The 20,705-nt window shown below is 28.1% G+C and carries 16 protein-coding genes and 1 other RNA gene; 9 read left to right on the top strand and 8 right to left on the bottom strand.

Going from position 1 to position 20,705, the window contains the following annotated elements:
* Positions 1-5: 5 nt before the first annotated feature.
* Positions 6-947, bottom strand: a complete 942-nt coding sequence (gene lepB, locus AOE55_RS01460; RefSeq protein ID WP_013087713.1) for a signal peptidase I — start codon at positions 945-947, stop codon at positions 6-8.
* 15 nt (positions 948-962) lie between these two features.
* Positions 963-2,786: a translation elongation factor 4 gene (gene lepA / locus AOE55_RS01455; RefSeq protein WP_013087711.1), complete on the bottom strand. Its 1,824-nt coding sequence runs from the start codon at positions 2,784-2,786 to the stop codon at positions 963-965.
* Between the two features lie 164 nt (positions 2,787-2,950).
* Between lepA and ung the strand changes: the two genes are divergently transcribed.
* Positions 2,951-3,655, top strand: a complete 705-nt coding sequence (ung, locus tag AOE55_RS01450; protein ID WP_013087816.1) for a uracil-DNA glycosylase — start codon at positions 2,951-2,953, stop codon at positions 3,653-3,655.
* Here ung and grpE read toward each other — a convergent pair.
* Positions 3,635-4,270 (bottom strand): nucleotide exchange factor GrpE, encoded by a 636-nt coding sequence (gene grpE, locus AOE55_RS01445; protein ID WP_013087573.1) that lies wholly within the window; start codon positions 4,268-4,270, stop codon positions 3,635-3,637. The two genes, ung and grpE, sit on opposite strands and share 21 nt — an antisense overlap.
* Before the next feature lie 105 nt (positions 4,271-4,375).
* Here grpE and AOE55_RS01440 point away from each other — a divergent pair, with 105 nt between their 5' ends.
* The 3 genes from AOE55_RS01440 to ssrA all read left to right on the top strand — a co-directional run bounded on the left by AOE55_RS01440 (position 4,376) and on the right by ssrA (position 6,608).
* Positions 4,376-5,275, top strand: coding sequence for an NAD(+) kinase (locus tag AOE55_RS01440; RefSeq protein ID WP_041855251.1), 900 nt, complete (start codon positions 4,376-4,378; stop codon positions 5,273-5,275).
* Positions 5,276-5,693: 418 nt separating this feature from the next.
* On the top strand, positions 5,694-6,215 hold the full coding sequence (gene smpB, locus AOE55_RS01435) for an SsrA-binding protein SmpB (RefSeq protein WP_225995196.1): 522 nt from the start codon (positions 5,694-5,696) through the stop codon (positions 6,213-6,215).
* 23 nt (positions 6,216-6,238) lie between these two features.
* Positions 6,239-6,608, top strand: a transfer-messenger RNA (tmRNA) gene (ssrA, locus tag AOE55_RS01430).
* Positions 6,609-6,615: 7 nt separating this feature from the next.
* Here the strand turns inward: ssrA and AOE55_RS01425 are convergent.
* From AOE55_RS01425 to aspS, 5 genes are all read right to left on the bottom strand, one after another.
* Positions 6,616-7,188 (bottom strand): elongation factor P, encoded by a 573-nt coding sequence (locus AOE55_RS01425; RefSeq protein ID WP_013087848.1) that lies wholly within the window; start codon positions 7,186-7,188, stop codon positions 6,616-6,618.
* Positions 7,189-7,359: 171 nt separating this feature from the next.
* A complete protein-coding gene (groL, locus tag AOE55_RS01420) occupies positions 7,360-8,997 on the bottom strand; it encodes a chaperonin GroEL (protein ID WP_013087528.1) in 1,638 nt (545 codons plus the stop codon).
* 48 nt (positions 8,998-9,045) lie between these two features.
* Entirely contained in the window at positions 9,046-9,339 is a 294-nt protein-coding gene (locus AOE55_RS01415) for a co-chaperone GroES (RefSeq protein WP_013087718.1), read from the bottom strand.
* 351 nt (positions 9,340-9,690) lie between these two features.
* On the bottom strand, positions 9,691-10,224 hold the full coding sequence (gene ruvC, locus AOE55_RS01410) for a crossover junction endodeoxyribonuclease RuvC (protein ID WP_013087422.1): 534 nt from the start codon (positions 10,222-10,224) through the stop codon (positions 9,691-9,693).
* A gap of 320 nt (positions 10,225-10,544) precedes the next feature.
* Complete coding sequence (aspS, locus tag AOE55_RS01405) at positions 10,545-12,260, bottom strand: aspartate--tRNA ligase (protein WP_013087488.1); 1,716 nt, start codon at positions 12,258-12,260, stop codon at positions 10,545-10,547.
* Between the two features lie 289 nt (positions 12,261-12,549).
* On the opposite strand from aspS, the gene cmoA reads away from it, so the two are divergent.
* The 5 genes from cmoA to htpG all read left to right on the top strand — a co-directional run bounded on the left by cmoA (position 12,550) and on the right by htpG (position 20,692).
* Positions 12,550-13,284, top strand: a complete 735-nt coding sequence (gene cmoA / locus AOE55_RS01400; protein WP_013087535.1) for a carboxy-S-adenosyl-L-methionine synthase CmoA — start codon at positions 12,550-12,552, stop codon at positions 13,282-13,284.
* Between the two features lie 3 nt (positions 13,285-13,287).
* Positions 13,288-14,286, top strand: a complete 999-nt coding sequence (gene cmoB, locus AOE55_RS01395) for a tRNA 5-methoxyuridine(34)/uridine 5-oxyacetic acid(34) synthase CmoB (protein WP_013087827.1) — start codon at positions 13,288-13,290, stop codon at positions 14,284-14,286.
* 149 nt (positions 14,287-14,435) lie between these two features.
* Positions 14,436-16,190 carry an arginine--tRNA ligase gene (argS, locus tag AOE55_RS01390; RefSeq protein WP_013087769.1) on the top strand — a complete coding sequence of 585 codons (1,755 nt, stop codon included), beginning with the start codon at positions 14,436-14,438 and terminating at the stop codon, positions 16,188-16,190.
* An 829-nt stretch (positions 16,191-17,019) separates the two neighbouring features.
* The gene (dnaX, locus tag AOE55_RS01385; protein ID WP_013087585.1) at positions 17,020-18,153 is read left to right on the top strand and encodes a DNA polymerase III subunit gamma/tau; all 1,134 of its coding nucleotides are present in this window, start codon (positions 17,020-17,022) and stop codon (positions 18,151-18,153) included.
* A gap of 634 nt (positions 18,154-18,787) precedes the next feature.
* Positions 18,788-20,692, top strand: coding sequence for a molecular chaperone HtpG (gene htpG / locus AOE55_RS01380; RefSeq protein ID WP_080611715.1), 1,905 nt, complete (start codon positions 18,788-18,790; stop codon positions 20,690-20,692).
* The last annotated feature ends 13 nt before the right edge of the window (positions 20,693-20,705 follow it).

The raw sequence follows: 20,705 nt of genomic DNA, 5'->3' as shown, positions 1-20,705 counted from the left end.
TAAAATCAGCATATTTTTCCAATTCTCTTCAATCGAATTCCATTTGGCCATTGATGTTCTACTTTATTCAAGCTGAACCAAATCATGGTGACCTCTCCTATCAGATCATCTTCTGTAATAGTTCCCCAGTTTCTACTATCCGAACTATTATCTCTATTATCTCCCATTACAAAGTAATTCTTTTTTGGAATGATCCATTGATTTTTTGACATGAACTTTTGTTTATAGTATGACTCTACATATGTTCCAGGAGTTAACAGAATAGTATAACTTTTTTTGCGGTCTATTCTTTCTACTCTTTCTTCTTGTCTTAAGGAATTTTTGGGAATTTGGTCATATACTGAGATTTTATGATGACTTTGCTGATTGCGAAAGAATACATCGTCTGTAAATAAAACCCACTCACTTTCTTTCTTTAAGGAATATTCGATCGGAATACAATTTTTTTGAGAATTTTTTAAATAGTTTGGAAAAATTTTTAGTTCTTTTCTTTCAGGATCATAAATTATTTTATCTCCAGGAATACCTATTATCCTCTTCACAAAATTCATTTTTTTATTCATCGGGTATCTAAAAACTACAATATCTCCTCTTTTTGGATCCTTAATCTTAAAGATAGTAGATTGATTGATAGGATTAATCAATCTATAAGAAAACTTTTTTACCAATATGAAATCTCCAACTAATAATGAAGGAATCATGGATCCAGAAGGAATCTGAAATGGTTCATATAAAAAAGAACGAACTAAAAACACAGTAATTAATAAAGGGAAAACAGATGAAAAGGAAGAAAGGTAATTGATTTTAAAAAACGAATCATTTTTCTTAAGAATTAATGAACTTTTTTTAATTTTTTTTTTTATAATAGAATTAACTCGAAAAAATAACCAAAGTAAACCACTTAAAATTATAATAAAATTTAAAAAAATAGAGAATAATTCTGACATCTTTTTCCTTCAAAATTAAGCATCGTACATCTTCTTAAGAGATAAGAGAATAGATCTAGACAATGTCCAACGTGCAAACTTCTTCATCTTTTTTTTTCCTTTTTTTTGCTTACCTAAAAGCTTCATCTTTCTGGAAGAATCTCCTCCGTGACATCTTGAGAGAACATTTTTTCGAAAAGGTTTGATTTCGGATCTTGAAACGATAATTTTTCCAATAGCTGCTTGGATAATTACGTTGAACTGTTGTCTCGGGAAAGATTCGGTGATAATTTTTATAATTTTTTCAGCATGTTTTTTTGATTTCTTTTGATGAATCATTGAAGAAAGACAATCTATTTTCTTTCCATTAATTAATATATTCACACAAACTATTTTTTCTTTTTTAAATCGAATAAAATGATGCTCTAAAGAAGCGTATCCTTTAGAAACTGATTTTAAGAGATCGAAAAAATTAGATATTACTTCGTAAGTTGGAACTTCATAAGTCAGTAAAACTTGATCATCTAAGTAAAGAGAGTCAGTCTGTACCCCTCTTTTTTTAGAACATAAATCTATAATTTTTCCAATATATTCCTTTGGAACTAATATTTTGCATTGAGATATTGGTTCTCGAATTTCTCTGATTCCTTTAAAGTTGGATATCTTTTCAGGATCCTTCAAATGCAATATTTCTTTACTTTTTAGTTCAATTTCATAAGTTAATCTCGGAAAAGTAGAAATTACTTCTATCTTATATTCCCTTATTAACCTTTCTTTTGTAATTTCTAAATGAAATAATCCCAAAAAACCGCAATTAAACCCATTTCCAAAAAAATCTGAGCATTCTTCTGAAAAACACAAAGAAAAGTCATTAAGACGCAATTTAATTAATGCGTCTTTCAATAGAGAATACGATCCTGGATCTTTCGGAAATAAATTTGAATAAATTTGAGATTGAATTTTTTTAGATTCCAAATTCGAAGAGCTCTCAGAAACTTTTAGATGAGAAGAATGAAAAATCATCCTTCCAACGAGCTTTTCGTTGATATTTTTTATTTTACATGATATCCAACCTATTTCTCCACTAATCAATTTTTTACTCTCTGTTCTATTTGGATTGAATATTCCAATACTTCTCACAAGATGAGATTTTTTAATCCCTAATATCTTGATTTGGTCTCCTTTTAAGATTTTTCCTGTTTTCACTTTTATCAAAAAAATTACTCCTAAATATTGATCAAACCAAGAATCAATAATCAATGCTTGTAAGGGATCTTTTTCTCCTCCAGTTGGAGAAGGAATGTTCTGTATTATATTTTCTATGATTTTTTTTATTCCATATCCAGTTTTAGCCGAACAAAATAAAAACCTACTTTTTTCAATTCCACTAATTTTGCTCAAATTTTGTACGATTGAACTCAGATTTATATCGATTAAATCGATTTTATTAATGATTGGTATAATTGTTAAACCCATCTTCAAGGCATGATTTAAAGTGTTTAAAGTTTGGGCTTGTATTCCTTTTTTAGCATCTACGACTAACAAAGCTCCCTCACAGGCTGATAGGGAATGAAGAACTTCGTATATGAAATCCATATGACCAGGTGTATCAATTAAATTTAATTGATATTGATTTCCATTGTTTGATGTATATCTCAAAGTAATATTTTGTGATTTGATCGTAATTCCCTTTTCTTTCTCTAAATCCATGGAATCTAAAAATCTTTCTCGATTCTTTCGTAAGAACTTTTCAGAAACTCCATTACAAATTTGAATAATTCTATCTGATAAAGTAGATTTTCCATGATCTATATGAGCAATAATGGAAAAATTTCTGATATATTTTGTTTGGTTTAACATGATTAATAAACTTAATATAAATCTTTGTAAGAGTTGAAACTCTTTTCAAGATATTCTTCGTCACTCTACCTGCTTTAAAAGTTTGTAAAATGTTAACTTGATGAAAATTTTCCTAACATCTTGATCAAAGTTTTAACGCTCTAAAATATGATTTAATTACCGTTATGAAAAATAAAAGAAAAAAAATTGAATTCAGCTGGAAAAAATTTATTTTAGAAGAAAGTAAAAAAAAGTACTTCTTAAATATTCTTCATCAATTAAACGAAGCAAGAAAATCTGGAAAAGAAGTGTATCCAAAAGATGAGGATATTTTTAACGCATTTTATTATACTGAGTTTCATAAAATTAAATTGGTAATTCTAGGACAAGATCCTTACCATTGTCCTAATCAATCTCATGGATTATGTTTTTCTGTTCCTCCAAAAATAGAAATCCCTCCTTCTTTAAGAAACATTTACAAAGAACTAGAAGAAAATGTTAAAAGTTTCAAAATACCCAATCATGGTTGTTTAACTAGATGGACTAAACAAGGAATATTCTTATTAAATAGCATACTGACAGTTGAAAGAGGAAAGCCTCTCTCTCATAAGAATATCGGTTGGCAAATTTTCACAAATAAAGCAATTTCCAAAATTAGTCTTTTAAAAGAAGGAGTAATATTTTTACTATGGGGAAATTTTGCCAAAAGCAAGAAAAACCTAATAAATCGAAATAAGCATTATGTTCTTGAATCTACTCATCCTTCTCCATTTTCTGCAAATTTTGGTTTTTTCGGATGTAAACATTTCTTGAAAGCCAATCAAATTTTAAAAAAAAATAACATAAAACTGATTGATTGGAGTTTACCATTAGATTTTACCTTTTTTTAAATTATCTTTTGAATTGACTATTACCATGGTGGGTCTTAATAGTCTGTTATGAATGGTATAACCTTTCTGTACTATGTCAACTATTTGATTATGATCGTATTCTTTTGAATTCACAGTTGAGACAGCCTCATGAAGCTTAGGATCAAAAGATTCTCCTTTTTGAACCAATACAGGACAAATTCCGTATTTTTCGATAACTGATAAGAATGATCGAATAGTTAATTGAATTCCATCTAACATCGAAGAAAAATTTTTTTCTTCCTTCATTTCTAATAATATAGCTCTTTCTAAATTATCTATGACTGAAAGCAAATCATAAGAAAACTTTTCTAAAGCAAACTTATGAGCTTTTTCAAAACTTTTCTCGTTTCTACGTCTGATATTTTCAATTTCTGCTTTTGAACGTAAAATAATTTCTCTTTCTCTTTTCTTATAAGAATCTATCTTATCTTTCAATCTTTTTATTTCTGATCTTAACAGTTCTTTCTCTTTATTTAAATCGGATTCTTTTGAGTTTTCTTTAAAATCATTTTTTTTTGATTTTTTTTTCTCTTCTATTTCTTCTTTAAAAATTTTTTCATTGTCGTGATTTTTGCACTCTTTTATAGTATCCATATCTTTCTCTTATTTATCTATCAAATCATCAGATAATTTCCTATTATTATAGTAATAAAAGCTCGATATTCAATAGAATATATGAGTTTTCAGAAAGGAAAAATTATGCTAAATAAAAAAATAAAAAAAGCATCTTTTTTTAAAAATATAGGTATTGTAGGTTATTTCAAACAACCATCTGTTTTGAAAACCTTTAAAAATCTATGTACTTGGTTAAAAAATAGAAACTATAGAATAATGATTGAAGATGATGATTCTATTAATACGATCAAACGTAATAAGAACATTATCTTAAGTAACATACAAGAAATGGGAGAGAAATCCGATCTAATTATCGTTATAGGAGGAGATGGAAGTATGTTAAATGCTATAAGAAATTTTTCTAAATATGAACAAAAAATCATTGGTATTAATCATGGAAATTTAGGATTTCTCAACGATTTACATCCAAAAGACGCGTTGAATCAATTATCTAAAATACTCAACGGATCTTTTCATCAAGAAAAAAGATTTTTGTTAGAAATTCAAATCAATAAGAAAAAAAAAGAGATGATCCTCGATCGAGCTATTAATGAAATTTCCTTTAATTCTAGAAAAATTAAAAATATGATTGATTTTGAAGTATTTATCAATAAAAACTTAGCATTTTTTCAAAGATCTAATGGTTTAATAATTTCAACTCCAACTGGATCTACAGCGTATTCACTTTCTGTTGGTGGTCCAATATTATCTCCTAATTTAAACGCAATTCTTTTAGTATCCATCTTTCCACATTCTATTTCCTCAAGACCCCTCTTAGTTCATGGAAACAGTTGTATTCAATTGAAAATAAAAAGTCGAAAAGGTTATCAAGAAATTAATTGTGATGGACAAATTGTATATTCTGTCAGCTATGGAGATAAAGTACTAATAAAAAAAAGCAATTATAAAGTTAATCTGTTACATCCAAAACGTTTTAACTACTTTAAAATTTTAAAAAGTAAATTAGGATGGGGAAAATTGTAATCTTTTAGCGGAAAATAAAACTAACGTTCCTTAAGTTGGAAAAACTTAAAAAAAACAGTTACTCAATAGTAAAACTATCAAAAAATTCTTTTTAAAACGATTATTCTTGACAAAATCAAAAAAATTTTAGGAACATTTTATTGGTCTTTTAAAACTTCAGATTAATTTCAGACAATTTATAATCTATATATAAAAAATATTAATCAAAAATTTTGATAAGAAGGCATAGAAGGTATAAGATGAAATAAAAATTTATTGAGAAATATAATAAATCTGAATTCAATAAAAATTATAATAGATCATATGAATAAAATATCAATAAAAATGTGAATTATAATTTATTAAAATAATGTTAGTTTTTACAAAAAGTTAAGAATTTAATATTATCATAAAAATTAATATTTAACTAAATATAACTGTGTCTACAACAAAACCAAAGATCTATCAAATTATGAAAAAGAACGACATAAAAATTCAAAAAATTGTTCTTAATAAGAAGTCTTCTTATGAATATACAATAGAAAAAAAAATTGAAGCTGGAATCGTTTTGTATGGATGGGAAACGAAATCAATCAGAAAAAAAAAAGTAGACATTACTAGAAGTTATGTGGAAATCAAAGATAAAGAGGCATATATTTCAGAAATGAATATTTCTTCAGAAAAAAGCTTCTCTGTTAATAAAGATCTAAACCATCTTGAAAAAAATAAAAGATCAAGAAAATTGCTATTAAAAAAAAATGAAATTTACTTCCTTTCTTCTTTAATTAACCGTAAAGGATATACAGCAGTTGCAATATCTCTATATTGGAAAAATAATATATGCAAAATAGAGATTGGAATAGGAAAAGGAAAAAAGCAATACGATAAAAGAATTAAAATTAAAGAAAATGAATGGAAGATCAGAAAAATGAGAACTTTAAAAAATAAATTTTTATGTTAAGATATGGAGAAGGACTGCTTTTTGGGGCTGAATTGGATTCGACGAAATTTAGTAGGTTTGAAGTAGCATGTCGAGCAGATTCTCGTTAAAATCTAAAAATAGTTGCAAAAACTAAAAACTATGCATATGCTCAAGCAGCTTAACTAAATTTAAGAATAGCTTGAAAAAATGCATTCTATTTATTTTTTCTCTTTTTGGTAAGTAGAAACATGATAAAAAAAGAGAACACGTTCAGTTTTTCCTATCATTCTGAACGTTGAAAAAATAGGATAGTTGAATTAATTCGAATTTTACCAAGAAATATTCAACGAATAAAAATCGGTAAAATAAACATGTAGAGACGACAAACTGAAGAATTTTCGGACGCGGGTTCAAATCCCGCCAGCTCCATAAAAAATCTTCAAGTGTTTATTTTTTCTCTAGATTCGTAGCTTCTCTTTTTTGTGTTAATTTTTATTATATCTCCGACTTTAATAAAGTATGGAACCTTAATAATTGCTCCTGTCTGGAGCATAACCTGTTTCCAACCTTTCCCTCCGAAAGAAGAATCACTAGATTGTTTCTGATTCACTACTTTAATTACTTTTAAAAACACAAAATTGGGTAATTTAACTGAGATTAAACGATCTTTCCAGAATATTACATCGCATTTTAGATGATTAGTCATCCAATCTATCTTATCTCCTAAATTATCTTTGGCAATGTGAAATTGATCATATCCTTCTTCTTTCATGAAGAACCAAAACTGAGTATTATTGTAAATATAGGTTAACTTAATTTCCGAAATATCATCTGTAACATCAATTGATTCTATGGACTTAAAAGTTTTTTCTAAAGTTTTTTCAGAAACCAAACTTTTAATCAATAATCTTATGAAAGGTTTACCTTTTCCAGGTTTAATAAATTCAGATTTTAAACACGTATACGGCTCTCCATGATATATAATTTTTGTTCCAAATTTTATTTTATTCATACTAAACTCGTATAGAGAACATGAAATTAATAATTTTTAATTAAAAAAAAAGAACCTAGAAAAAATCCGATTTGATTCTAGGTTCTTTATTTTGAATAAAGCAATTTCTCTCTAATTTAAAAAACTTAAATAAAATTAGAAAAAAATAAAACAAAATTCTTTTCCAACTTCTTACATCATTCCACCCATACCTCCCATTCCAGAAGAAGGATTCATTTCTGATTTATCCTCTTTTGGAAGATCAGTAATCATAGCTTCAGTCGTAATCATTAGTCCGGCTATAGAAGCGGCAAATTGTAGAGCGGATCTGGTTACTTTTGTTGGATCTAAAATTCCCATCTCCATCATATCCCCGTACTGTTCTGTAGAAGCATTGTATCCATAATTATTTTTTCCTTTTTTAACATTGTTAACAACTACAGCAGCTTCTCCTCCAGAATTTTCTACAATCTGTCTCATTGGAGATTCCATAGCTCTCAAGGCAATTCTAATTCCAACAGTTTGATCTTCGTTCTCTCCATTTAGAAGATCAAGTTTTGTAGCAACTCTTACTAAAGCAATACCTCCTCCAGCTACCACTCCTTCTTCCACTGCAGCTCGAGTAGCATGTAACGCATCGTCTACTCTCGCTCTCTTTTCTTTCATCTCAACTTCTGTTGCAGCTCCCACTTTGATGACAGCAACTCCTCCAGATAATTTTGCTATTCTTTCTTGAAGTTTTTCTCTATCATAATCCGAAGTAGCTTCGTCTCTTTGTTGCATTATCTGTTTAACTCTATTTCTTATAGAACTCCTCTCTCCAATTCCATCTATTATTGTTGTAGTATCTTTATTTATTACAACTCTCTTGGCTTGACCAAGATGTTCAATAGAAGCTTTTTCTAACTCCATTCCAATTTCTTCAGAAATTACCATACTGTTTGTTAGAATAGCAATATCTTGAAGCATAGCTTTTCTTCTATCTCCAAAACCAGGAGCCTTAACAGCAGCTACCTTCACAATTCCTCTCAAATTATTTACAACTAGAGTTGCTAAAGCTTCTCCTTCCACATCTTCTGCAATAATCAAAAGCGGTTTACTAGATTTTGCAACACTTTCTAATACAGGCAAAAGCTCTCTAATATTGGATATCTTTTTGTCTACAAGAAGTATATAGGGATTCTCTAATTCTGCAGAACCAGAATCTGTCTTATTAATAAAATAAGGAGACAGATAACCTCTATCAAATTGCATCCCTTCGACAACTGCAAGTTGATCTTCTAATCCAGAGCCTTCCTCTACAGTGATAACGCCCTCTTTTCCAACTTTTTCCATTGCATCAGCTATCAATTTTCCCACTGACTGATCAGAGTTAGCAGAGATTGTTCCAACTTGTTCGATTGCTTTATTATCGTCACAAGTTTTAGAAAGCTTTTTCAACTCTTCTACTGCCGCAGAAACTGCCTTATCTATTCCTCTCTTTAGATCCATCGGATTCATTCCAGCCGCTACTGCTTTTAATCCTTCACTGACAATAGATTGTGCTAAAACGGTCGCTGTGGTCGTACCGTCTCCAGCAGCGTCGTTTGCTTTAGAAGCAACTTCTTTTACCATTTGAGCTCCCATGTTCTCAAATTTATCTTCTAGTTCTATCTCTCTAGCAACAGAAACTCCGTCTTTTGTTATAGAAGGTGCTCCAAAAGATTTATCAAGAACCACATTCCTTCCTTTAGGACCTAAAGTTACCTTTACTGCATCTGCAAGTATATTCACACCTCTTAGCATTTTTGCACGAGCTTCACTACCAAATTTTACGTCTTTAGCTGCCATTTTTTTTTCCTTTTAATTCATTCGTTCAGAAAACTTAAGAGAAAGTAATTATTTTTCAACTACCGCAAGAATATCACTTTCTGACATGATTAAAACTTCTTCGTTATCAATTTTTTCCGTTTTTACGCCATACCCATCGTTAAATATGACGATATCTCCTATTTTTACGTCCAACGGTTTATTTTCTCCGTTTTCTAATATCCTTCCTTTTCCTACGGCAAGTACTCTTCCTCTAGTTGACTTACCAGCGGCAGAACCAGTCAAAACAATTCCACCAGTAGATTTGGATTCAACTTCCTCTCTCTTAACGATTACTCGATCATGTAAGGGACGAATCTTCATCGACAGATCTCCTATAAGTAAAATCTATACAAAGTATAATTATTATCATTTATCATTTTCTAAGAACAATCTAGAAGAATTGCTCTCATGCAATGAGAGATGGGGATAAATTAGATTAGTTCAAGGGGAAATTAAGAAATTATTTAGAAATAAATGATAAATCAGCTATTTATTAACTTTTATGTAAAATCAAATCTTGTAGAGTTCTGATTAAATTGAAAAATTATTGAAAAAAAATAATGATTCTTTGAAATAGTCCGGAACAGTACAACTCTCTCAATAAATAGAGGATTGAGGAACAGGATGAGAAATGAATATACGAATTTCAATCGTTCTTAATCGAACGCATCATTAATAATGATAAGTTTCAAGGTATGAAATAGATATTTTATTTTTGAATCTTTTTTTTTTAATCTTGTAGTTTTCAGAAAAAATATGAGCTATGGCTACTGCTAAAGCATCTGCTATGTCTGATTGAGGATGAGAAGATAATTTCAAGATCGCGTGAACCGCGTATTGAATATGTTCTTTCTTAGCTGATCCAGTTCCAACAACTGATTTTCTGACTTTCTTTGTTGAATATTCAAAAATCGGTAATTGATTTTTGACAGCGGCTAAAATTGCTACAGCTTTAGCTTGACTAAGTTTTAACGCAGAGCTAACATTTTTGGAAACAAATATTTGCTCTACAGCAAAAATATCCGGACGATATTTGTGAATAATCTTCTGAACCCCATCATAAATCGTTTTTAGTCGATTTGGCATATCTGCTAATCTGTTTTTAATGCATCCTCCGTCTATATAAAGAATTCTTTTCTTTTGACTTTGTACTATTCCATATCCTGTGATGCAAGATCCAGGATCGATTCCAAGTATAGTGATCACTTTTAAAACCTGTCATACACTGAGTGATGAGTTTATCTGCTAATTATGATAATCGAACTGAAGAAAAAATTTTCATCAAAAAATTTAGAAACGTTTCTAAAATAGAGATTTAATCAATGTTAATGCAAATCGAAACCATTTTCGAAAAAAATTATTCTTAAAAACAAAATTTTAAAAAATAATTAAAAAGTTCTTTAACTTCCAGTATTCTTTACTTCATATTGATATGAATGAAAATATCGATTTGTATATTTCATCCGACAATCTCTAAAAATTTTTCTAAACATATAAGAGATTCTTACGAAAGATAATACTTAGCTTTAAATTTTGCTAGGAGAATTCGTCATTAGACAAGATGCAGAAGTAGTTTTTGGAAAAGCGATGACATTTTTTATATTCTTTTGATTTAACATCAACATCACTATTCTGTCCAACCCAAATGCAAATCCAGCATGCGGTGGAACTCCATATTGCATAGCTTCTAAAAAAAATCCAAACCTGTTTTTTTGATCTTCTTCATTAATTTTTAATATCTGAAAAATTTTTTCTTGTATTTCTTTTTTATATATTCTAACCGATCCACTTCCCAACTCTTGTCCGTTAATTACCATGTCATATGAGTCAGAAACAGTTCTGATAGGATTCGAATATAGTTTTGATATATCACATAATTTAGGAGAAGTGAAAACGTGGTGAACAGGTTTTAAGCATCCGTCTTTTTCCTCTTTAAACATAGGAAAATCAATTACCCATATCGGTTTCCAGACATTCTTTTCAGAAATATCCAGTTCTTTTGCCAACTTCGATCGAAGATGTCCCATAAATTGATTCAATAATGGTTTTTTTCCTATTCCAACACAAATAACATCTCCTTCTTTTATTTGAAAATTGGATCGAATTGAATAAAAAAGTTCTACTGGAAAACCTAAGAGATTCTTTTTTACTGTTTGATTTAAAAAGTCTGAGGAAAATTCCAATATTAGAAAATTTTTAATCTTAAACTTTAAGCTGAGTTGTTGATATTTCTTTAATTGAATTGATTTAATGTCCTTTAGAACTTGTTTGATATGAATCAAAATACAACTGTCTTCATTAGAAAATTTTCTCTTAGGTTTATCGAAAGAACTAGTTAAGTATGTAATATCAACTAATTCTAAAGGATTTCTAAGATCTGGTTTATCCGTTCCATATTTCTGGATCGCATCTTCAAAAGTTATTGTTGGAAAACAATTTGGAAGATCATATTTTAATATCTTTTTCCAAAGCTTTCGAATGAATCTTTCTATGATTTTTTTAATTTTTTTCGAATTAACAAATGACATTTCCATATCGAGTTGAGTGAACTCTGGCTGGCGATTTGATCTGGAGTCTTCGTCACGAAAACATTTTGCTATTTGATAATAACGATCAAATCCAGATATCATTAAAATCTGTTTGAACATTTGAGGAGATTGTGCCAAAGCATAGTAATGATTATGTTTCGTTCTACTCGGAACTAAAAAATCTTTAGCTCCTCCATCAGTCGGATTGGATAAGTAAGGAGTTTCAATATTAACAAATTTATTTTTGTGCATGAACTGATGAATAAAATGAGTAATTTCTGACCGTATAACCAATGTTTTGTTCATATCTGGATTTCTAAGATACAAGTATCGGTATTTTAGTTGCATCTCTTCGGAAGAAATTTTTCGACCAATGATATCTATTGGAAGATTTTTTGAATTGTTCAAAATATTTATCGAATGTACCAAAACTTCTATATTCTTCTGAAGAACACTTTCGGATATTTTTTTTCTTTTCTCTCGAACTTTTCCAGATATTCTAATACAAAACTCTTGGTTCAACTTTAATGATTGTAAAAAAATAGATGGAAAAAGTTTTTTTGAGCAAACTGCTTGTATTATTCCTGTTCTATCTCGTATATCTAAAAAAGTTAAATTTTTCAGACGACGAATACTATGTATCCATCCAGAAATAATTACGCGTGTTCCAATATGAAAAAAATTTACTTCTCCACAATAATGTGTTCTTGACATGAATTCCTCTAAAAAAGTTTTAAGATTTAAACATTAGATCTTAACAAGTTTAAATTATTATTGGATTTTCAAAAAGAATTTAAGTAAAAGATAATAAATCCCTAGAAGTTTTTTCAAATATCGATCATATTCTTATAGTAAGAATGAAGAAAAGAAAGGTTGATTTTCATATTTAATCTAATTTTCAAAAAATATAAATTTAATAATGATTTAGATTTTTTCGAAGATAGTATCGAACATACATTTCAGATTTATGTGAATTATTTATTATGGATTTTCATCATAACTTATGAAAAAAAAAGATAACATTCTTAGAAATGCAATTAAAGATTTGAAAGATTGGAGATTCGATCGAAAGGTTTCGGAAGTATTTCACGATATGGCTCATCGATCTATTCCCGGATATAAAAATATTTCCAATACAATCGGGTATTTTTCTAAAAAATTCATACAACCAAAAAGCAATATATATGATCTTGGATGTTCTATAGGAGAAGTTACAGAATCCATTCTTAAATATGTATTAAATAAGAATTGTACAATCATTTCAGTAGATCATTCCAAAGATATGATAAAGAATTTTAAGAAAAGACTCTATAAAAAAATTCAGAAAAGTAATTCTATAAAAATTTTTCAAAGGGATATCTTAAAAATAGATATCAAAAATGCTTCTATAATAGTTCTAAACTTTACATTACAATTCATTCATCCATTCAAAAAGACATATGTGATAGATAAAATTTATCAAGGATTGAATCAAAATGGAATTTTAATTCTTTCGGAAAAAATAAAATCCCAAAATCCAGAAGAAAATAAATTATTTTCAAGCGCATATAAAAATTTCAAATTATCTAACGGATATAGTAGATTAGAGGTCATTCAAAAAGAAAGGATGCTAAAAAATTCTATGTTCTTAGAATCCATGGAACAACATCGATCTAGATTAAAACAATCTGGATTTTGCGATTTTATATTATGGTTTCAATACTTAAATTTTATTTCATTAATTGCGTTTAAAAGATAACAGATGTCAAATTTTACAAAATTTTATGAATCAATATTCATCATTTTTTTTAAAAATTGGTTACAGAATTCTAAAGAAAAAATTAAGGATTGGAAAAAATTTTTTTCCGATAAAAAATTTGATCACTTTGAAAGAATTGTTGAAAATATACCAAAGATGACACCAAATTTTTTAAATATCGAAACAAAAATTTCGGTAACAAGCACCAAACAAGATAACATTCATCTACAAAAAAGAATAAAGAACTTATTATTCCAGCTTTCTCCTTGGAAAAAAGGTCCATTTGAGATGTATGGAATAAAAATTGATTCAGAGTGGAAGTCATATCTGAAATGGAAAAGAATCATTCCTCACATTTCTCTAAAAGATAAAATTGTTCTAGATGTTGGATGTGGCAATGGATATTACCTATGGAGAATCCTTGGAAAAGAAGCAAAGTCAGTGATAGGATTAGATCCATCGATCTATTGTTTTTTTCAATTCAAAGCTATAGAGAAGCTTATTGGGAAAAAGAAAAATTTGAATTTTCTTCCAATACGAATTGAAAATATTCCTCATTTAAAGATTTTTGATACAATTTTTTCAATGGGAGTTATTTATCACCAAAAATCTCCAATAGAACACTTAAATCACTTAAAAAATCAATTAAAAGATGACGGAGAATTGATATTAGAAAGTTTAACAATCCATAAAAAATATGGAAATTGTTTAGTTCCTGCTGAAAGATACTCTGGAATGAAAAATATTTATTTCATTCCTTCAATTGATATGTTAAAGATTTGGTTACTCAGATGTGGTTTTTCCGAGGTAGAAATTATCAATCAATCAGTTACTTCGAAGAAAGAGCAAAGAGCAACCGATTGGTCAAAGAGAAGTTTATTACAATTTCGAACAAATTTAAACGATGTGAACCTAAACTTTACCGAAGAAGGTTATCCATCTCCAACCAGAACAATCCTATTAGTTAGGAAGAAAAAAAAATTTACAGAGATCAAATTTTAAAATTCGATAGTTTTCAGTTCGTAACATTTTTTTTTGCTCTTATATAGAATGAGGAAATCAAAAATAGATTCTTTCCTAAAGAAAATTTCAATACCAATTTATCGTTTCCTCAAAAGAAAAATTATAATTATATTAACTTAGGTTAACAAGTGAACATAAAAAGGGAAATTCAAGAAAAAATTCAAAATACAATCAATTTTCATAGTCTTTCCAATGGAAAGGATATTCAGGTTCGATTTTCTAATCATTCAAATAAATTTGGAAATTATCAAGTAGATGGATTATCTAACATGTTACGATCAAATCGTATTTCTTTGAAAGAATTCGGAAAAAAACTACTTCTTGAATTGTCAAAGCAAGAATATTTCAAAAAAATAGAAATTATAGAACCGAACTTTATTAACGTATTTCTTGAAGAAAAATGGATTAATCAACAGATAGACTGTATGCTTTCAGAAAAATATTTGAGTACGATTCGATCAGAAAATACAGAAAAAAATATGGTCACGATAATCGATTATTCTTCTCCAAACATAGCAAAAAATATGCACGTTGGTCATTTACGTTCCACAATTATAGGGGACTCAATAGTAAGAATTTCAAAGTTTTTAGGAAAAAAAATAATCAAGGTAAATCATATTGGAGATTGGGGAACTCATTTTGGAATGTTAATTGCATATCTAAAAGAAATATTACGAAAAAATTCAACACAAAATATTACATTGGAAAAACTTGAGGAATTTTATCAAGAATCCAGAAAGATTTTCGATCAGGATAAAGAATTTTCCAAAATCTCCAGAAGGTATATTCAAAAATTACAATCTGGTAATTCGGAATTGCTTGAGTTATGGAAAAACCTCGTTCACATCACCATATCAGAGAATCAAAGAATATATAAATTACTCGGAGTATCTCTCAAAAAAAAAGATATAGTAGCTGAAAGTTTTTACAAAAGCATGCTCGAAGAAATAGTTGAAGACTTAAAACATAGAAAAATAGCAGTAGTAGATAAAGGAGCTGTAGTTGTTTATCTAGAAGAATTTAAGAATAAATATGGTAAACCATCGGCTGTGATGATTCAAAAAAGTGATGGAGGATACTTATATACTACGACAGAAATTGCTTGTTTAAAATATAGATGTCAAAAATTAAAAGCAGATCGAATTTTATATTATGTAGATTCCAGACAAAAAAGACATCTTCAGCAATCTTGGATCATTGCTAAAAAAGCTGGATATGTTGAAGAAAACGTGAAGTTAGAACATCATCAAATCGGAATGATTTTAGGAAAAGATAAAAAACCATTTCGAACGAGGTCTGGAAAAAATGTTAAATTATTTGAGATTTTAGAAAAGTCTATTATCAAAGCAAAACAATTTATTTCAGAAAAAGGATTAAAAAATTCTAGGAAAAGAAATATTCTAAAGATAGCGAGAAAGATAGGAATTGGATCTGTTAAATACTCTGATCTATCGAAAAATAGAAAAACAGATTACATATTTAATTGGAGCACAATATTTTCTTTTATTGGAAATACCGCTTCATATATTCAATATACTTATTCCAGAGCAAATTCTTTAATCAAAAAGTCAAAAATGAATCTCAATGAAATAAAAGATGAAACCTTTATTGCCACTAATTCATATGAAAAGATAATATCTATGCATTTACTAAGATTTGTTGAAATATTACAAGAAACTTCTCAAAAAGGATTGCCAAATATTTTATGTAACTATTTATATCGACTTTCCAATGAATTTTCAAAATTCTATGAAAATTGTTCTATCATAAATGTTCAAGACAAAACTCGAAAAAAAAATAGACTAAAATTAGTTTATTTAACTAAAATAACCATAAAAATTGGACTCAATTTACTTGGAATTCAAACTATATCAAAAATGTAAGAACTGAAATTCTTTATTTTTAAAAAAATTTCTATGAAAAGAACATTTCTAAGTAAACGTAATTGAGATCGTATAAAAATTTTTTTAAAAAAAAGAATAATCTTCGAAAAAGAAAATGTTTCTTATCTCCTTGATTTTATGTAAGATAGGGGAAATCTTTGTTTCACTTGGTTCATAATCGGTGATATTAGATATATTTAACTGGTCAGATCTGGAAAGAAGCATCCAAAAATATTTCAATATGCACTGAGGAAAACCAAGTGAACTTGTTGAAAAAAATCTTTTAGATTACTGCAATTAATCGGTCATATTTTCCATTTTATCTTTATTTAAAAAAGAATCTTTATAGACAAATATTATGGACGATTCTATCTACTAGGAGGAGAATTTATCCGATCTCTCGAAAATGGAATTGATACAAGAAATATTTTGAACAATGACTTGTTGATAAGTAGTAAGAAAGAAATTTTTTTCAATTTTATTTAAAACAAATTAAATTCTTTTTAGAAAATTAAATTTTTAAATAGAATTTAAAACACGAAATATATTTTAGAAACTTCTAAATAATAAGATTATATGAATGTAATTTATCTATTTTTCAAAATTCAAAGAAGTACATTTAAAGTTCAAGGAAATTCTTTAATTAAAATTCAAACTTAAAGCAAAATTTCTATCACTAAAAACCAAAAAATAGTTCTTTAAGAGAAATCGACCAGAAGAACAATTTAGGAATGGAATTCATTTCAATTTTATCAAAAAATATATTTTATCCGTTCATTGACCGATTTATTATGAACGTTCACTAACTAACTTATTTTAAAAAGGATTTATGCAAAATTTTGCGTTAGCTAGAAAATGGAGACCAATCTCTTTCAAAGAGATTTCAGGGCAACAACATGTCGTTAAATCGATATCTAATTGTTTATCTAAAGGGAAATTACATCATTCATATCTCTTTTCAGGTTCTCACGGAACGGGAAAAACGACAATAGCCAGAATTTTTTCTAAAGGAATGAGTTGTAAGTTAGGAGTCACTGATCAACCATGTAATAAATGTGAAAATTGTATTGAAATTAATCATGGATCATTCGTTGATTTGGTGGAAATAGATGCTGCTTCTCAATCTAAAATAGAACACATGAAGGAAATATTGGATAATCTGCAATATCTTCCTACAAAAGGAAAATTTAAAATATTCTTAATAGATGAAGTACACATGCTATCTCGATATAGCTTTAACGCTTTACTAAAAAAATTAGAAGAACCTCCTCGACATATAAAATTTTTGCTAGCAACGACTAACCCAGAAAAGCTACCTTCTACTATTGTTTCCAGATGTTTGCATTTTAAGTTAGATGCTCTTAGTGAAAAAGAAATCTCTAAAAGATTAGAAGAAGTTTTTTCTTATGAAAAAGTGGATCACGATATGTCATCGAGAAAGTTGATTGCAAAACTTTCGGGAGGAAGTTTACGAGATGCTTTAAATATCTCTGAACAAGTTATTTCGATAGGAAAAGGAAAGATATCTACGGATCTTATTTCTGATATCGTTGGAATACCGAACGAAGATTATCCTTTTCAAATTATGAGATCTATCGTGAAAAATAATTTTAAAAAAATGATGTTTCTAATAGAACAATTTTCGAAAAGAAGCGATAATTGGGAGGGTTTATTGATGGGTTTATTAAGTTTTATTCATAAAATAATCGTTGCGAGCCTTACTCAATTTCATGATGAATATAACGATCGAAAAAAACTTTTGAAATTTGAAGAAAATGTTAAAAATATTCTAAGTCTAATTGTATCTCTGGACGATTTATATATCTATTATCAAAACATATTGATTGGAAAAAAAGATCTTCCTTTCTCTCCAACTAAAAGAATTGGTGTAGAGATCGCACTATGTAAAGCCATAACGAAATTTATCCCTTCTAGTTCAAATGATTTAGAATTTACTTCATAATTTCGATATCATCAAAAAATCTGTTATAAAAGAAATATAACATTCTTTTACAACACAATAATATTGAAACAGAGTATAACGAAAAATTATGATATCATTTATCAAAAATGAATTTAAACAAAATCTCATTTCAAATGAGTCTAAAGACTGTTTTCATAACTTGCAAAAAAAAGGATAAGATTGATTCAATTATATTTGCTATCAAAACAAAACTTTTCTAATTTTTTACGCAAACATTTTATTTAGAAAATTGAAAGTGTATTTCAAAAAATGAGAATTGGTTTGATTCGATAAAAAATCTTTTGAAAATTGAGAAATTGATAACATTCCATTTCTAGATAGAGGTTTTGATTAAAACAAATCCAATATTTTTAAAGCTGTCAAAGAAAAATTAAAAATAATTGGATCTCTAGGAACTTTAACTACGATTTATTTTTTAAAAAAAATTTTTTTGAACATCAAAGTTTTTTAAAAAAATCATATTTCTTTAACGAAATGTATAACATTTCCTCTCACAGAAAATTTTGAATTTATTATTCAAGAATAAAAAACGAGAAAAAGAGATTGAAGTGATCCGGAACTGAATGAATTTTGAGTATGAAATAATTCAAATAAGATATTTCGAGGAAACATAATGAAGACTGAAAAGAAGGAAGAAACGCTACAATTTCAATCTGAAGTTAAACAACTTCTGAGTTTAATGGTTCATTCCTTGTACTCTAATAGAGATATATTTCTTAGAGAACTTATTTCAAATGCATCCGACGCAATTAATAAACTTAAATTTTCCGCTATTTCTGACCCTTCTTTGTATGAAGAAGAATACAATTTTGAAATCAAAATTTCCATAGATAAAAATAATAAAACAATATCTATTATTGATAACGGAATAGGAATGAGCAAAGAAGAAGTCATAAATAACTTAGGAACTATCGCAAAGTCTGGAACCAAAGAATTTTTAAAATCATCAAATAGTAAGAGTCGAAAAGATATAGATCAACTAATAGGTCAATTTGGAGTTGGATTTTATTCTTCTTTTATCGTTTCCAAGAAAGTAATTGTAAAAAGCAGAGCAGCTGGATTAAAACATGAAGAAGGGATTTTGTGGGAATCTGAAGGAGCTGGAAAATATTCAGTTCAAAAAATAGAAAAGATAGAACGCGGAACAGAAGTTCTTCTAAAATTGAGAGAAGATCAAGAAGATTTATTAGATTCTTCAAAATTGTCTAATATTATCAATCGATATTCCAATCATATCGATATACCAATTAAAATGAAGAAAATCGATCGAACAAATGATCGACCGTATTGGAAGCAAATTAATCTTGCAACAGCTTTATGGAGAAGAGAAAAGAAGAAAATTAAAGAAAACGAGTATAAGGAATTTTATAAAAATTTTTTTAAAGATCAGAATGATCCGATCACTTGGATACACAATAAAGTTGAAGGAAAACAAGAATATATCAGTCTAATGTTTATACCTTCCAAATCTCCAACAGATATTTGGAATCGAGAAAAAAGAGGAGAGTTTCATCTTTATGTAAAAAGAGTGTTCATAAAAGAAATTTCCAAACATATGATTCCGAATTACTTACGTTTTGTAAGAGGATTAATCGATTCAGAATGCTTATCTCTCAACATTTCTAGAGAAATTCTACAGAATAATGAAAACATTCAAAAGTTGAAAAAACAATTGTCTAAAAGAATTTTGAGTAGTTTAGAAAGATTATCTCAGAATCATCCTGAAAAATATCAAACTATTTGGAATGAATTTGGAACAGTATTAAAAGAAGGACCTGCTGAAGACCTATCCAATAGATCTTCTATTATTGGTTTGTTAAGGTTTTCTTCCACTTTCTCTGAAGATGAAAGACAAAAAATTTCTTTGAAAGAATATTGTGAAAGAGCTAAAAAGGGACAAAAAAAAATTTACTACATCACAGCGGATAATTATATCTCTGCAAAAAAAAGCCCACACTTAGATTTTTTTAGAAATCAAAATATTGAGGTATTGTTATTATATGAAAGAATAGATGAATGGATGATAAATTATCTTTTTGAATTTGAAGGAAAAGAATTTCAATCAATCAGTAAAAACGATTCTTCTTTAAATAGTTTAGTCGATCAAAAAGAAAAAAATATTTTTCTTTCTAATGAAAAAGAATTCGAAGTTCTTCTTAAGAAAATAAAACGAATTTTAGGAGAAAAAATAAAAGATGTTCGTGTGACTCATACATTGGAAAAATATCCTTGTGTTCTAAAAACTGATCAACATGAGATCAGTAGTCAAATGGCTAAAATTTTCTCGTCGGTCGGCCAATCTGTTCCTAAAATTAAATACGATCTATTGATCAATCAGTCGCATCCAATCATAAGAAGAATTTTAGATATTACAGACGACAAAGTTTTATCTAGATGGATAAAAATAATTTTTGATCAAGCTTTATTGATGGAACAAGGAACTTTAAAAGATATTAACCAATTCGTTATCGATATCAATGAGTTATTAGTTAACGAATCTTTTTCGAAGAAGTTATGAAGATAAAAATTGA

The organism is Candidatus Riesia pediculicola (assembly GCF_002073915.1).
GTDB lineage: Bacteria > Pseudomonadota > Gammaproteobacteria > Enterobacterales > Enterobacteriaceae > Riesia > Riesia pediculicola.
The sequence above is the reverse complement of the archived record's forward strand: the minus strand, read 5'-3'. Positions and strand labels throughout refer to the sequence as shown.

Coding starts and splice junctions, on each gene's coding strand:
- lepB (WP_013087713.1), bottom strand. CDS start 947: ATGTCAGAATTATTCTCTATTTTTTTAAATTTTATTATAATTTTAAGT.
- lepA (WP_013087711.1), bottom strand. CDS start 2,786: ATGTTAAACCAAACAAAATATATCAGAAATTTTTCCATTATTGCTCAT.
- ung (WP_013087816.1), top strand. CDS start 2,951: ATGAAAAATAAAAGAAAAAAAATTGAATTCAGCTGGAAAAAATTTATT.
- grpE (WP_013087573.1), bottom strand. CDS start 4,270: ATGGATACTATAAAAGAGTGCAAAAATCACGACAATGAAAAAATTTTT.
- AOE55_RS01440 (WP_041855251.1), top strand. CDS start 4,376: ATGCTAAATAAAAAAATAAAAAAAGCATCTTTTTTTAAAAATATAGGT.
- AOE55_RS01425 (WP_013087848.1), bottom strand. CDS start 7,188: ATGAATAAAATAAAATTTGGAACAAAAATTATATATCATGGAGAGCCG.
- groL (WP_013087528.1), bottom strand. CDS start 8,997: ATGGCAGCTAAAGACGTAAAATTTGGTAGTGAAGCTCGTGCAAAAATG.
- AOE55_RS01415 (WP_013087718.1), bottom strand. CDS start 9,339: ATGAAGATTCGTCCCTTACATGATCGAGTAATCGTTAAGAGAGAGGAA.
- aspS (WP_013087488.1), bottom strand. CDS start 12,260: ATGTCAAGAACACATTATTGTGGAGAAGTAAATTTTTTTCATATTGGA.
- cmoA (WP_013087535.1), top strand. CDS start 12,550: ATGAAAAAAAAAGATAACATTCTTAGAAATGCAATTAAAGATTTGAAA.
- cmoB (WP_013087827.1), top strand. CDS start 13,288: ATGTCAAATTTTACAAAATTTTATGAATCAATATTCATCATTTTTTTT.
- dnaX (WP_013087585.1), top strand. CDS start 17,020: ATGCAAAATTTTGCGTTAGCTAGAAAATGGAGACCAATCTCTTTCAAA.
- htpG (WP_080611715.1), top strand. CDS start 18,788: ATGAAGACTGAAAAGAAGGAAGAAACGCTACAATTTCAATCTGAAGTT.